12 protein-coding genes and 1 riboswitch are annotated in these 13,874 nt (G+C 35.0%); of the genes, 8 read left to right on the top strand and 4 right to left on the bottom strand.

Features of this window, described 5'->3' with window-relative positions; all coding sequences use genetic code 11:
• The first annotated feature begins 1 nt into the window (after position 1).
• Genes purQ through purD form a run of 7 tightly spaced genes read left to right on the top strand, consistent with a single transcriptional unit; the run spans position 2 to position 8,672 of the window.
• A complete protein-coding gene (gene purQ / locus CD041_RS04400; RefSeq protein ID WP_002478380.1) occupies positions 2-673 on the top strand; it encodes a phosphoribosylformylglycinamidine synthase I in 672 nt (223 codons plus the stop codon).
• On the top strand, positions 666-2,855 hold the full coding sequence (gene purL, locus CD041_RS04395) for a phosphoribosylformylglycinamidine synthase subunit PurL (protein WP_080606601.1): 2,190 nt from the start codon (positions 666-668) through the stop codon (positions 2,853-2,855). Before purQ ends, purL begins: the two co-directional genes overlap by 8 nt.
• The gene (gene purF / locus CD041_RS04390; RefSeq protein WP_002459448.1) at positions 2,834-4,318 is read left to right on the top strand and encodes an amidophosphoribosyltransferase; all 1,485 of its coding nucleotides are present in this window, start codon (positions 2,834-2,836) and stop codon (positions 4,316-4,318) included. Before purL ends, purF begins: the two co-directional genes overlap by 22 nt.
• Complete coding sequence (gene purM / locus CD041_RS04385; RefSeq protein WP_070647954.1) at positions 4,311-5,342, top strand: phosphoribosylformylglycinamidine cyclo-ligase; 1,032 nt, start codon at positions 4,311-4,313, stop codon at positions 5,340-5,342. The genes purF and purM overlap by 8 nt, the downstream gene beginning before the upstream one ends.
• Positions 5,342-5,908, top strand: a complete 567-nt coding sequence (gene purN, locus CD041_RS04380) for a phosphoribosylglycinamide formyltransferase (RefSeq protein ID WP_037545988.1) — start codon at positions 5,342-5,344, stop codon at positions 5,906-5,908. The genes purM and purN overlap by 1 nt, the downstream gene beginning before the upstream one ends.
• 15 nt (positions 5,909-5,923) lie before the next feature.
• On the top strand, positions 5,924-7,402 hold the full coding sequence (gene purH / locus CD041_RS04375; protein ID WP_070647955.1) for a bifunctional phosphoribosylaminoimidazolecarboxamide formyltransferase/IMP cyclohydrolase: 1,479 nt from the start codon (positions 5,924-5,926) through the stop codon (positions 7,400-7,402).
• A 22-nt stretch (positions 7,403-7,424) separates the two neighbouring features.
• Complete coding sequence (gene purD, locus CD041_RS04370) at positions 7,425-8,672, top strand: phosphoribosylamine--glycine ligase (protein WP_080606600.1); 1,248 nt, start codon at positions 7,425-7,427, stop codon at positions 8,670-8,672.
• 313 nt (positions 8,673-8,985) lie between these two features.
• On the opposite strand, the gene CD041_RS04365 is transcribed toward purD, so the two are convergent.
• The 4 genes from CD041_RS04365 to graF all read right to left on the bottom strand — a co-directional run bounded on the left by CD041_RS04365 (position 8,986) and on the right by graF (position 12,345).
• A complete protein-coding gene (locus tag CD041_RS04365) occupies positions 8,986-9,795 on the bottom strand; it encodes an energy-coupling factor transporter transmembrane component T family protein (protein WP_070647956.1) in 810 nt (269 codons plus the stop codon).
• The gene (locus CD041_RS04360; protein ID WP_070647957.1) at positions 9,788-11,191 is read right to left on the bottom strand and encodes an ABC transporter ATP-binding protein; all 1,404 of its coding nucleotides are present in this window, start codon (positions 11,189-11,191) and stop codon (positions 9,788-9,790) included. The genes CD041_RS04365 and CD041_RS04360 overlap by 8 nt, the downstream gene beginning before the upstream one ends.
• A 12-nt stretch (positions 11,192-11,203) precedes the next feature.
• Positions 11,204-11,779, bottom strand: coding sequence for an ECF transporter S component (locus CD041_RS04355; RefSeq protein WP_002459441.1), 576 nt, complete (start codon positions 11,777-11,779; stop codon positions 11,204-11,206).
• 79 nt (positions 11,780-11,858) lie between these two features.
• A riboswitch (TPP riboswitch) is annotated at positions 11,859-11,958 on the bottom strand.
• Between the two features lie 252 nt (positions 11,959-12,210).
• Positions 12,211-12,345, bottom strand: coding sequence for a glycopeptide resistance-associated protein GraF (graF, locus tag CD041_RS12195; protein WP_002459440.1), 135 nt, complete (start codon positions 12,343-12,345; stop codon positions 12,211-12,213).
• Between the two features lie 145 nt (positions 12,346-12,490).
• On the opposite strand from graF, the gene auxA reads away from it, so the two are divergent.
• A complete protein-coding gene (gene auxA / locus CD041_RS04350) occupies positions 12,491-13,783 on the top strand; it encodes a lipoteichoic acid stability factor AuxA (protein WP_070647958.1) in 1,293 nt (430 codons plus the stop codon).
• Positions 13,784-13,874 lie beyond the last annotated feature (91 nt).

The raw sequence follows: 13,874 nt of genomic DNA, 5'->3' as shown, positions 1-13,874 counted from the left end.
TATGAAATTTGCAGTTCTCGTATTCCCTGGTTCTAATTGTGATAGAGATATGTATAACGCGGCGATTAAAACAGGTGCTGAAGCTGAATATGTAGATTATCGTGAGACATCACTTGAAGGTTTTGATGGTGTACTTATACCAGGAGGATTTTCATTTGGAGATTATTTGCGCTCAGGCGCCATGGCTAGCGTAGCCCCAGTAATTGATGAAGTTAAACGTTTAGCAAGTGAAGGTAAACCAGTATTAGGTGTATGCAATGGTTTTCAAATTTTAACTGAAATTGGCTTATTACCAGGAGCTTTACTTCATAACGATTCCCATTTATTTATTAGTAGAAATGAAACCTTAAAAATTGTTAATAATCAAACGCCTTTTACTAACTTATATGAAAACAATGATCTCGTAGTATATCCAGTAGCACATGGTGAAGGGCACTATTATTGCACTGATGACATATATGAAGAATTAGTAACCAATAACCAAATCATATTAACGTATCAAGACAATCCTAATGGCTCATATAAAGATATTGCTGGCATCGTGAATAAAGAAGGGAATGTGTGTGGTATGATGCCTCATCCAGAACGTGCACTTGAAACAATTCTTGGTACTGATAGTGGCGTAAAATTATTCGAAGCAATGGTTAATAGTTGGAGGGAACAACATGTCTAAGTTTATTGAACCTAGTATTGAAGAAATTAAAGTTGAAAAATTATATCAAGATATGGGTTTAAGTGATGCTGAGTACACTAAAGTTTGTGATGTTCTAGGTAGAGAACCAAACTTTACTGAAGTAGGTATATTTTCTGTTATGTGGAGTGAACATTGTTCATATAAACATTCTAAACCATTTTTAAAACAATTTCCCACTACAGGTGAGCGTATATTGATGGGACCAGGTGAAGGTGCTGGTGTAGTTGATATTGGTGATAACCAAGCGGTCGTTTTTAAAGTTGAATCACATAATCACCCTTCAGCAATTGAACCATATCAAGGTGCAGCAACTGGCGTAGGTGGGATTATTCGTGACATTGTGTCAATAGGTGCACGACCTATTAATTTATTAAACAGTTTGCGTTTTGGTGAATTATCAGTGAAACAAAATCAACGACTACTAAAAGGGGTCGTTCGCGGTATAGGTGGCTATGGTAACTGTATCGGTATTCCTACTACTGCAGGTGAAATTGAATTTGATGATCGTTATGATGGCAATCCATTAGTTAATGCGATGTGTGTAGGTATTATTGACCATGATATGATTCAAAAAGGGACGGCTAAAGGCGAAGGAAATTCAGTTATATATGTTGGTTTGAAAACAGGTCGTGATGGTATTCATGGTGCAACGTTTGCGTCTGAAGAATTGACGGAAGAAAGTGAAAGTAAACGTCCTTCAGTTCAAATTGGCGACCCTTTTGTAGGTAAGAAATTAATGGAAGCTACCCTAGAAGCAATTACATACAAAGAGCTCGTAGGTATTCAAGATATGGGAGCAGCCGGATTAACATCGTCATCGTCTGAAATGGCAGCTAAAGGTGGCAGTGGCTTAATATTAAATTTAGACCAAGTGCCGACTAGAGAACCTGGCATATCTCCTTATGAAATGATGCTTTCTGAAACACAAGAAAGAATGTTACTTGTTGTTGAAAAGGGTACGGAACAAAAATTCTTAGATTTATTTGATAAACATGAATTAGATAGTGCTGTTATTGGTGAAGTAACAAATACAGACCGTTTTATACTTAAATATGAGGATGAAGTATTTGCAGATATTCCAGTGCAATCACTAGCTGATGAAGCACCTGTTTATGTGCTTGAAGGCGAAGAAAAGGCATATAATACTTCTAAAAATGATTATAATTCTATCAATGTTCAAGAGGTATTTGACCAGTTACTCACACATCCAACAATTGCATCAAAACATTATTTATATGAACAATATGATCAACAAGTGGGTGCCAATACAATCATTAAACCAGGTTTACAGGCTTCAGTTGTTCGTGTTGAAGGTACCCAAAAAGCGATTGCTTCTACCATTGATGGCGAAGCACGTTATGTCTTTAATCAACCATATGAAGGTGGAAAAATGGTAGTGGCAGAAGCCTATCGCAATTTAATTGCTGTTGGTGCCACGCCACTTGCAATGACAGATTGCTTAAATTATGGTTCTCCTGAGAAAAAAGAAATCTATCAACAATTAATAGATTCAACAAAAGGGATGTCAGAAGCATGTGAAATTTTAAAAACACCAGTAGTATCTGGTAATGTTTCGCTTTATAACGAAACACGTGGTACATCTATTTTTCCAACACCAGTTGTTGGTGTGGTAGGGCTAATTGAAAATATCGAATATTTAAATGATTTCCATCCTCAAGCAGGACATAAATTGTACTTAGTTGGAGATACTAGGGATGATTTCGGTGGCAGTCAAATTGAAAAATTGTTATACGGCAAAGTGAATCATGAATTTGAAGCGATTGATTTAAGCGATGAAGTGACAAAGGGTGAAGCCGTTAAAAAGGCAATTAGAAATGGTGTGGCTTCACACGTACAGACTGTTGGCAAAGGTGGATTGTTAATTACTCTCGCTAGAATCAGTGCGCATTATAGTCTTGGATTAAAAGCTAAAGTAAATCTTTCAGATGCACAGTTATTCAGTGAAACGCAAGGACGTTATGTGATTGCTGTTAAAGCAGGACAAGAATTAAATATTGAGCATGCAATTGAAATAGGTCAACTTACAGATACGGATGAATTTAATGTTGCAGCTGCTCATACATCAATTTCTAAGAGAGCTTCTGATATAAAAGCACAATGGGAAGGAGCTATTGCGCAATGTTTAACTACAGTGGATTAAACGAAGAGTGTGGCGTATTTGGAATTTGGAACCATGCAGAGGCAGCTCAATTGACATATATGGGATTGCATAGTTTACAACATCGCGGTCAAGAAGGCGCTGGAATTGTTGTCACAGATGGTAACACATTAAAAGGTGAACGTGGTGTAGGGCTGTTAACTGAAGCAATCAAAGAAGTGCAAATGGAACAATTAAAAACAGGTCGTAACGCTATAGGTCATGTACGTTATGCAACATCAGGCAATAAAGGTATCGAGAATATTCAACCATTTCTCTATCATTTTTATGATATGAGCGTTGCAGTATGTCATAACGGAAATTTGATCAACGCACAATCATTACGACAATACTTAGAAAAGCATGGGGCAATATTTCATTCGTCTTCAGATACTGAAGTGATTATGCATTTAATTCGTAGAAGTAAAGCACCAACATTTGAAGAAGCACTAAAAGAAAGTCTACGCCAAATTAAAGGTGGTTTTACCTTTACGATTTTGACGAAGGATGCTTTATATGGTGCAGTTGATCCTAATGCCATTAGACCATTAGCGGTCGGTAAAATGCAAGATGGAACTTATATATTAGCAAGTGAAACATGCGCTATTGATGTTTTAGGTGGAGAATTTATCCAAGATGTTCACGCAGGAGAATATGTCGTTATCAATGACGAAGGTATAAAAATAAAATCATATACAAAACACACAAGTACTGCGATTTCAGCAATGGAATATATTTATTTTGCGCGTCCAGACTCTACAATAGCTGGTAAGAATGTGCATGCAGTTCGTAAAGCTTCTGGAAAGAAATTAGCTCAAGAAAATCCTGTAGAAGCAGATATGGTTATTGGTGTACCTAATTCATCATTATCAGCAGCTAGTGGCTATGCTGAAGAAAGCCAGCTGCCTTATGAAATGGGATTAGTTAAAAATCAATATGTCGCTAGAACGTTCATCCAACCAACTCAAGAATTGAGAGAACAAGGGGTACGTGTCAAACTATCAGCTGTCAAAGACATTGTAGAAGGTAAAAAAATTATTTTAGTCGATGACTCAATTGTACGTGGCACAACTATTAAACGTATAGTCAAAATGCTCAAAGATTCCGGTGCTAAAGAAGTACATGTAAGGATCGCATCACCAGAATTTATGTTTCCAAGCTTTTATGGTATTGATGTTTCAACTACTGCTGAGTTGATTTCAGCGAGTAAATCACCTGAAGAAATTTGTGACCATATAGGTGCCGACTCATTAGCCTATTTAAGCGTTGATGGTTTAATAGAAGCTATTGGCTTAGACTATGATGCGCCATATAGTGGTCTATGTTTAGAAAGTTTTACAGGTGATTATCCAGCTGGTTTGTATGATTATGAAGAAAATTATTTTAAGCACTTGAGCCCACGACAAAAAGCATATATCGAGAATCACCAACACTATTATGATCGAGAGGGAAATAAAAATGTCTAAAGCTTATGAACAATCTGGAGTAGATATAGAAGCAGGATATGAAGCAGTAGAAAGAATGTCAGCACATGTAAAGCGAACACTACGAAAAGAAGTCTTAGGTGGCTTAGGTGGTTTTGGTGCGACATTTGACTTATCACAATTGCAGATGACAGCGCCTATGCTTGTGTCAGGTACAGACGGTGTAGGAACAAAGTTAAAGTTAGCTATCGATTATGACAGACATGACACCATTGGAATTGATGCCGTAGCCATGTGTGTGAATGACATTCTTACAACTGGAGCAGAACCATTATATTTTTTAGATTATATTGCGGCAAATAAAGTTGTTCCAGAAGTTATTGAGCAGATTGTAAAAGGAGTCAGCGAAGGATGTCAACAAACAAATACCGCACTGATTGGTGGTGAAACCGCGGAGATGGGAGAAATGTATCATGAAGGTGAGTATGACTTAGCTGGCTTTGCTGTCGGTGCTGTTGAAAAAGCAGAATACATTGATGGCTCAAATATAAAAGCAGGTCATGCAATTATTGGTTTAGCTTCTAGTGGGATACATTCAAATGGTTATAGCTTAGTACGTAAATTAATTAAACAGACTGACATTGATTTATACGATGACTTCAATGGTCAAACATATTTAGATACATTCTTAACACCTACGCGACTCTATGTGAAACCGATACTTGATTTAAAAGATAAAGTAACAATCATGGGGATGAATCATATCACTGGTGGTGGATTTTATGAAAATATTCCTAGAGTGTTACCTGATGGTTTAGCTGCGCAAATTGATGTGAATACATTCCCAACACCTCCTATTTTTGACTGGTTACAACAACAAGGACAAATTTCTACGGATGAAATGTATAACATTTTTAATATGGGAATAGGGTATACGGTCATCGTTAGTCAAGATGACATTGCTAAAGCACTAGATGTCCTAAAAAAACACGATGTCCCTGCTTATCACATAGGCAATGTTATAGAAGATGCACATGTGCCTATTTATCTCAAGGGGGTAGAATAGTGACTAAGGTAGCTATTTTTGCCTCTGGATCGGGCAGTAATTTCGAAAATATTGTTTTAAAAGTGGATAAAGGAGAACTCAACAATATAGAAATTACTTCACTTTATACTGATCATCACGATGCGTATTGTATTGAACGCGCAAAACAGTTAAAGGTAGCAGTTAATATCAACGAACCAAAAGATTTTGACTCAAAATCTGCCTATGAACACCATTTGATTCGTATACTAGAGCGTGAAGAAGTTGAATGGATTATTCTCGCAGGTTATATGAGGCTAATTGGTCCTGATTTGTTAGACGCATACGAAGGTAAGATTTTAAATATTCATCCATCATTATTGCCAAAATATAAGGGGAAAGATGCTATTGGTCAGGCTTTTAATAGTGGTGATAATGTTACAGGATCAACAGTTCATTATGTCGATAGTGGCATGGATACGGGAGAAATTATTGAACAAAAACAATGCGAGATCAAACCGGATGATACCAAAGAAAATTTGGAAGAACGTGTCAAACAATTAGAATATGAACTTTATCCTAGTGTTATAGCTAAGGTTATTAAATAAGGAGTTAAGTTAATCATGAAAAAAGCAATTTTAAGTGTTTCAAATAAAAGTGGCATTGTGGAATTTGCTAAAGCATTAAGTGATTTAGACTATGAATTATATTCAACCGGTGGAACTAAACGTGTACTAGAAGAAGCAAACGTTCAAGTTAACTCAGTTTCTGATTTAACTCAATTTCCTGAAATTATGGATGGACGAGTTAAAACATTACATCCTGCTGTGCATGGAGGTATCTTGGCCGATCGGGATAAACCTGAACATCTTGAACAATTAGCAGCTCAGCACATTGATTTAATCGATATGGTTGTTGTTAATTTATATCCTTTTCAAAATACCGTAGCTCGTCCAGATGTTACAGAAGAGGAAGCGATTGAAAACATAGATATTGGTGGGCCAACCATGTTACGCGCCGCAGCAAAAAACTTTAAACATGTAACAACGATTGTTCATCCATCAGATTACAATGAAGTTATTGAGCGTATTAAAGCGCATCGTTTAGACGAAAATTTTCGTAAAGCATTAATGATAAAAGTGTTTGCTCATACAAATGAATATGATCATGCGATTGTTAGTTTCTTTAAAGGAGCCAGTGAACAATTAAGATATGGTGAAAATCCTCAACAATCTGCACGTTTTGTACGTACATCAAGTAGTAAACATACCATTGCTGGTGCGAAACAGTTACATGGTAAAGCATTAAGTTTCAATAATATTAAAGATGCAGATTCTGCTTTATCATTAGTAAAGAAATTTAAAGAGCCAGCTGCTGTTGCTGTTAAACATATGAACCCATGTGGCGTAGGAATTGGTGAAAATATAGAAATCGCATTTAAAAATGCTTACGATGCAGATAATCAATCCATTTTCGGAGGGATTATTGCTTTAAATAGAACGGTCACTGCAGAATTAGCTGAGACATTGCATGCTATCTTTTTAGAAGTAGTCATTGCGCCAAGATTTACAGATGAAGCCTTAGATATTTTGACAAAAAAGAAAAATATACGGTTATTAGAAATTGCTATGACAATTGATAAACGTGAAGAAGAATTTGTCTCTGTTTCAGGTGGTTACTTAGTGCAAGACAAAGATAATGATGAAATTACAAAAGAGGATATGAAAGTTGTAACGCATGCAGTACCTACTGATGATCAATGGGATGCCATGCTGCTAGGTTGGAAAGTCATTCCTTCCGTAAAAAGTAACGCGGTCATCTTAAGTAATTCCAAACAAACAGTTGGTATTGGTGCTGGACAAATGAATCGTGTAGGTGCTGCAAAGATTGCTTTAGAACGTGCAATTGAAATCAATGATAATGTGGTGATGGTATCAGATGGGTTCTTTCCAATGGAAGATACAGTAGAATTAGCAGCGCAACATGGCATTAAAGCAATAATACAACCAGGTGGTTCAATTAAAGACCAAGATTCTATCGACATGGCAAACAAATATGGTATAGCGATGGTAATGACAGGAACTCGTCATTTCAGACATTAAACTAATAGGAAGGGAGAAATATATGAACATTCTAGTTATTGGTTCGGGCGGAAGAGAGCATGCATTAGTCTCAAAGCTCAATACGTCACCACTTGTCAATCATATAGATGTGATACCTGGAAATGATGCGATGAGTCAAATTGCTGATATTCATAAAGATATTGCAGAAAGTGACCACCAGCAAATTTTAAAATTTGCTCAAGCACATCAAATTGAATGGATCATTATAGGTCCTGAACAACCATTGATAGATGGCTTGTCAGATTTACTAAGACAACATGGATTTAAGGTGTTTGGTCCCAATCAGGATGCTGCACAAATTGAAGGTTCAAAATTATTTGCTAAGCAATTAATGGAGAAATATCATATACCAACAGCAGAATATAAAGAAGTAAATAGTAAAAGTGAAGCATTAACTTACGTAAAAGATTGTGAGTTACCGATAGTCATTAAAAAAGACGGTTTAGCAGCAGGTAAAGGTGTCATTATTGCGGAAACTAGAAAAGATGCTATTGCAGCAGTAGAAGAACTGTATCCCAAAGCGCAAGGTAAAGTTATCTTTGAAGCGTTTTTAGAAGGTGAAGAATTTTCATTAATGACCTTTATTAATGGTGATTATGCTGTACCGTTTGATTGCATTGCGCAAGATCATAAGCGTGCTTATGATAATGATAAAGGACCTAATACAGGGGGTATGGGTGCCTATTGCCCAGTACCACATATTTCTGAAGAGGTACTAAGTCAAACCAACAAAGATATTGCGCAACCTATAGCCAAAGCAATGAAACTGGAAGGCTATCATTACTTTGGTTTACTCTATATTGGTGCAATACTAACTTCTGAAGGTCCAAAAGTGATTGAATTTAATGCGCGTTTTGGTGATCCTGAAGCACAAGTATTACTTGCACATTTAGAAAGTGATTTAATGGCGCAAATTATCGCTTTAGCAAATAAGGAACCGATTCATGTTCAATGGAAACCAGGTTTCGTTGTTGGAGTAATGTTGGCTTCACAAGGTTACCCTGGTACTTATGTTAAAGGGCACAAAGTTTCTGGGTTTACTTTAGATAATTCTTATTTTGTAAGTGGTTTAACAAAGGATGAAGCGGATTTCGTGACATCAGGCGGACGTGTCATTTTAGCCATTGGTGAAGGTCAGACAATACAGCAGGCACAACATGAAGCATACCAAAAGGTCAAGCACATAAAAAGTGACAATCTATTTTACCGACGTGATATCGGTAATAAAGCAATTGCTAAAGAAAATTAATGATTAATAATGTGAATTCAGTTTGGGACATCATTATGTTTTAGGCTATGAACTATATATTTTGTCAAGAGTTGACTGAAAATACGCTGATACCAAGCTTGTTTCAATCCTAGTCAACCTTGCCGAGGCAGGACTAGAATTCATAATGAATGCTGTTCCGCTCCCTCATAAAATAAACAGTTTGAGACAACACTCTAGGAATGCGAAATCGTATAATATGGTGTTTTGAATATAAAGAAGCACAAAGATGATTTATGTCAAACCATCTTTGTGCTATTATTTTGGGATTTGTGTCCCAGCGCTCAAACAATATTTAGCTAAGCTTCCCGGATACGCGAGCATCTTGAATGCCTGTAATAGGGAAGTGTGCTGATAAATAAAATGATAATAGGATAATACCTACAAAACAAAGCACTAATAAGACATCCTTATAGGAAAATGGCGCATTGTAGTAATATGTTCTGGGACCATCTTTAAATCCTTTCGTTTCCATAGCTACTGAAAGTTGATGGGCACGACGGATGTTTTGACTGAGTATCGGAATTAATAAATGCTTAAAGCGTTTTAAACCTTTATAGTTCGACTTATCTATCATTTGATAACGCATCTTTAACGAACGGCGTAATTGAATAAGTGATGAGATAATCAGAGGTACCATACGAATAGCTGCCATAAACGCATAAGCGATTTTCGGTTTTATTTTTAAATGTTGCATTAAACTGTAAAAAATCATGACGATTTGAGAGGTTAGTGCAATAAGAATACCAAACATTGAAACTGTAATAGTACGCAATGAAATATGAAGTCCTCTGACAATACTTTCTGTACTTATTTGAATAATTCCTAGTTTAAAAATAAAATGTTCGCCATTGCCATATAAAATCATAAATAATGATGACATGAGTGCAAATAAGATTGTAGCAAATAAGAAAGCAAGTGTAATTTTTAACTCAGTACCATTAAAAAGCATTAAAAAGATGAACATTAATGCTGAAATATAAAGCATGTAATCAAAATTGTGAATAAAAATAACAAAGAAAAACAGGGTAATACCTAAAAGTAATTTAGTGATAATATTCACATCATCCATGAAGGTATAGCGTTTTTTCCATCGTTCAAACATGTGTAACACCTGCCATTTCAAGAAGTTGTCCATTTTCCACATGTAAACGACGTGTAGGATAACGTTTGATGATTTCTGGGTCATGTGTAACCATAACGATCGTTTGCCCACGCTTCACGCGTTGCTGGAAGCGTTCAATAAGTTGGAAAGTATTATGACTATCCAATCCAAATGTCGGCTCATCTAGTAAAATGATATCCGCTTTAGAACTTAATGCAGTTGCTACACTTAAACGTCGTTTTTGGCCCATGGAAAGTTCGAAAGGGTGTTGCTGTTTGACGGCGTCTAAATTTAACAATGTAAGTAGTTCATTTGTTCTATCATCTGCAACTTGTGGATCTTGGTGATTATAATGAATATGTATCTCATCATAAACAGAATTGGTAATAAATTGTAATTCAGGATTTTGGTATACCAAATACATATGTTGGGCTGCTTGTTTAATCTTACTAATGACTGTGCCATTATAATACATTTGGCCTTTATACTTTATTAATTGAAGAATCGATTCTATTAATGAGGTTTTACCTGTGCCGTTTTTCCCAGTTATCGTTATCCATTCGCCTGTACCAATAGATATTTCAGGGATTTGAATTAATGTTTTCTTTCCTCGGATAATTTCTCCATTTTTGTAATTAAAGCGTGGCTCAGATTTTTCTGTTGATATCAGTTGTCGAGTTGGTGCATGTTCCCAGGCTTTTGGATGCCACACGCCAAATTCAGTTAATAAATCCTCACAATGTGTTAATACATAGTCCGGAGTGTTATCTGCAATAATATGTCCCTCATAATCCATAAGTATTACTCTATCGACATGATTCCAAATATGTTCAACTTTATGTTCGACAATAAGTACAGTTTGATCTGCCCATAGTTCAATAAGTTTATTCCATAGTTCTGCAGTTGCTTCGACATCGAGCATCGCAGTTGGTTCGTCTAAAAATAGTGTACTTGCATCTTGAAGGATTGTTTCTACGATCGCAAGCTTTTGTTTCATACCACCACTTAAGTGATTGACAAATGTTTGATCTGTTACTTTCAAGTCTACAGAGTTCAAAGCAGCTTCAATTTGAGCATTCATCTCATGTTGCGGTACTTGCTTATTTTCTAAAACAAACGCTAGTTCTTCATAAACTTTAGGCATACAAAATTGTGTATCAGGGTCTTGAAAAATCACACCACTATGAGGGTCGATTTCAAGCTCATCATATTTCATTGGCAAATCAATCAAATTGGGTACGATACCACTTAATACATTAAGCAAGGTGCTTTTACCAGATCCAGATGGACCTAGTAAAAGCACTTTTTCTTTGTCTTTAATTTCAATATTAAGATGATCAAAAATTTTGCGTTCTCCGTTTGGATATTTCAAACGTAAATTTGTAACTTTTAACACGTCAATGTCCCCTTATAGGTTGTCATAATCTTGTTTAGATGCTGGGCGGAATAATTTTGTAACACCGGTTTGATCCAGCGCTTTGACGACGATGTAAGATAATAAACCAGCAAGGATGATACCACTAATGGCGCGGAAAACGATAAATAGAAGTAAGTTCCAACCAGCAACTTCATTTAAATAGCCATAAAAGTAATCAACTGGGAATGAAATAAGTGCAGTAAGTAACCCGGCTAACATAGCTACTACAGCGCTACGAGATTGATATTTAAAGATAGCAAAAATAATTTCACATGCAACACCTTGCAGTATGGCATAAATAATAGTAGGAATATCAAATTTACCCATAACAATTGTTTCCCCAGCACCAGCTGCAAATTCAGCGATGATTGCAATTCCTGGTTTAGGTATGATTAAGTATGCCACGATTGCGGCCATAAACCATACACCATAAGTCAGTTGTTCAAGGTGTAAACCAGCAACTTTTGCAAATTCATATGGAAACCACCACAAGTTATAAATGATGGCAAAAATAACAGCGATTAACACTGTAACTAGTATTTCAGATAATTTTAAACCTTTTGACATAAAAATTGCCTCCTAAAAAACGCACAACCTTCACGTAGAAAGATGTGCGTTAAAAAATAAATGCTTAAACGATAAGCATTGCAATTTATCGTCACTTTCCTACGCTAGTACAAGCTAGATCAGGTTCGAAGGGTTTGAAGCAAGGCTTCATCTCAGTTTAAACACCCCTAGTGCGTTTATGTAATTTAATTTAAATGTATGCTTTTTGGTACTTGATGTCAAGGCAATTTCAATAAATTATAATAAAAGTGGTTAAGAAATAAAAAAGCATCTTACATACACTTTCACATCTATCATTAATGATTAACAATGAAAATTTGGGAGCGAGACAGAAGTTATTATGAATTCTGTCCCGCTCCCATAGATTTAACTTAACATATTTAAATTTAATATAAGAAGCAATGTGCACTGCGAAATAAATTATATTACGTTTAGTCTAATGTGTCTTGAACATCTTTTTTAGTTTGTTCTATGCTATCTTCTGTACTTTCTTTTTCCTTTTTAAGCTTTTCTTCAGCTTCTTTAGCTTTTTCTGCGGATTTTTTATTTAATTCTTCATTTGACATAAATAACACTCCTTAATAGTGATTATATTTGTTGTATACCCTGACCATTTATTGTTAAACTTTTGCTAAGTCTATAGTCGTATTTAATGAAATATTAAAGACAAGTCGGGCTTCTTCATATATAATAACTTTTGAGGTGAACAGTATGTCTTTTCTTAAGAAACACACCGAGATTATTTTCAGTTATATCATCGGTTTCGTTTCACTTTTCACAGGTCTCATTATTTTGATTAACTTGCCTTTAATTAAAGAACTTAATCAAAAGGAAAAAGTTGATTTAAAGATTTTTTCGGTATGGGACTTCCTGAATGCATTTTTTAGTGAAATTATTAGAGTGATGAGTAGGTTTATAGGCGCTTTTCCTATTATAAGTGCTATAATCATTATCCTTTTTGGTGTCTTAGTCATCTTTATTGGCTACACATTATTTAGAACAACGAAGTATGATTATGATATTTCAATTTTTTATTTAATATTCGGAATCGTTTTCTTTATCATTACGATTTTATTAATGACGCAAGTTTATGGTTTCTGGGCAATTATTTTTATTTTCCCATTTGTCATTCATATTGGTTATATTGTATATAAAGATGAATTAAATCCAAACAATAGAAAGAATCATTATTTGTGGATTATATTGTCATATGGTATTAGTTACCTTATTACACAAATTTCTTTATACGGCAAAGTAGATGCTAATGAAATTGCACCTATTGATATTTTAAGTGTAAATACTTTCTTCATTATTATGTGGTTGTTAGGGCAAATGTCTATTTGGAACTTTTTATTCTTAAGACGTGCGCTACCATTAACAAAAGAAGAGTTAGGTGAAGAATATGATTTATCTAGAACATCAAAAGGCAATGTTTCAAATCAAACGAAAGTTCACTTAAAGCAACTTCAAGATAAGACAACAGAATATGCACGTAAGACTAGAAGAAGTGTCGATTTAGATAAAATTAGAACGAAAAGAGACAAATTCAAAAACAAAGTTAAAAATATCATTAATATTGAAGAAGATGATATTCCAAATTGGATGCGTAAGCCAAAATGGGTAAAGCCAGTATTTGTAGAAATCTTTTGTGGTATTATTATTTTCTTATTTACCTTTATTGAATTTAACAATAGAAATTCGCTTTTTGTTTCTGGTGAGTGGAAAATATCTCAAACACAGTATGTCATTGAATGGGTTACATTGCTTATACTAATATTTATTATTATTGTGTATATTGCAACGACGTTGACACACTATTTACGCGGTAAATTTTATTATTTGCAACTGTTTATGATTAGTATTCTGTTCTTTAAATTACTTACAGAATTTATCAACATCATGATTCATGGATTACTATTATCCGTATTTATTACGCCAACATTAATCATTATGTTGATAGCAGTTATTGTAGCATTTAGTTTACAAGTTAGAGATGAGCCATAAATGATATATGATCGACCAACGAATGTCGTTCTGATAGTGGCTGGAATATGAATGCTAAAATAATAAAGGTCAGTATTTAAATACAAAGGCA

The sequence above is a fragment of the Staphylococcus lugdunensis genome (assembly GCF_002901705.1).
Lineage (GTDB): Bacteria > Bacillota > Bacilli > Staphylococcales > Staphylococcaceae > Staphylococcus > Staphylococcus lugdunensis.
Note: the sequence above shows the minus strand (reverse complement) of the source record. Positions and strands in the feature narration are given on the sequence as shown.

Bases quoted from the DNA above. Each gene is read 5' to 3' on its own strand.
- purQ (WP_002478380.1), top strand. From the start codon at position 2: ATGAAATTTGCAGTTCTCGTATTCCCTGGTTCTAATTGTGATAGAGAT.
- purL (WP_080606601.1), top strand. From the start codon at position 666: ATGTCTAAGTTTATTGAACCTAGTATTGAAGAAATTAAAGTTGAAAAA.
- purF (WP_002459448.1), top strand. From the start codon at position 2,834: ATGTTTAACTACAGTGGATTAAACGAAGAGTGTGGCGTATTTGGAATT.
- purM (WP_070647954.1), top strand. From the start codon at position 4,311: ATGTCTAAAGCTTATGAACAATCTGGAGTAGATATAGAAGCAGGATAT.
- purH (WP_070647955.1), top strand. From the start codon at position 5,924: ATGAAAAAAGCAATTTTAAGTGTTTCAAATAAAAGTGGCATTGTGGAA.
- purD (WP_080606600.1), top strand. From the start codon at position 7,425: ATGAACATTCTAGTTATTGGTTCGGGCGGAAGAGAGCATGCATTAGTC.
- CD041_RS04365 (WP_070647956.1), bottom strand. From the start codon at position 9,795: ATGTTTGAACGATGGAAAAAACGCTATACCTTCATGGATGATGTGAAT.
- CD041_RS04355 (WP_002459441.1), bottom strand. From the start codon at position 11,779: ATGTCAAAAGGTTTAAAATTATCTGAAATACTAGTTACAGTGTTAATC.
- graF (WP_002459440.1), bottom strand. From the start codon at position 12,345: ATGTCAAATGAAGAATTAAATAAAAAATCCGCAGAAAAAGCTAAAGAA.
- auxA (WP_070647958.1), top strand. From the start codon at position 12,491: ATGTCTTTTCTTAAGAAACACACCGAGATTATTTTCAGTTATATCATC.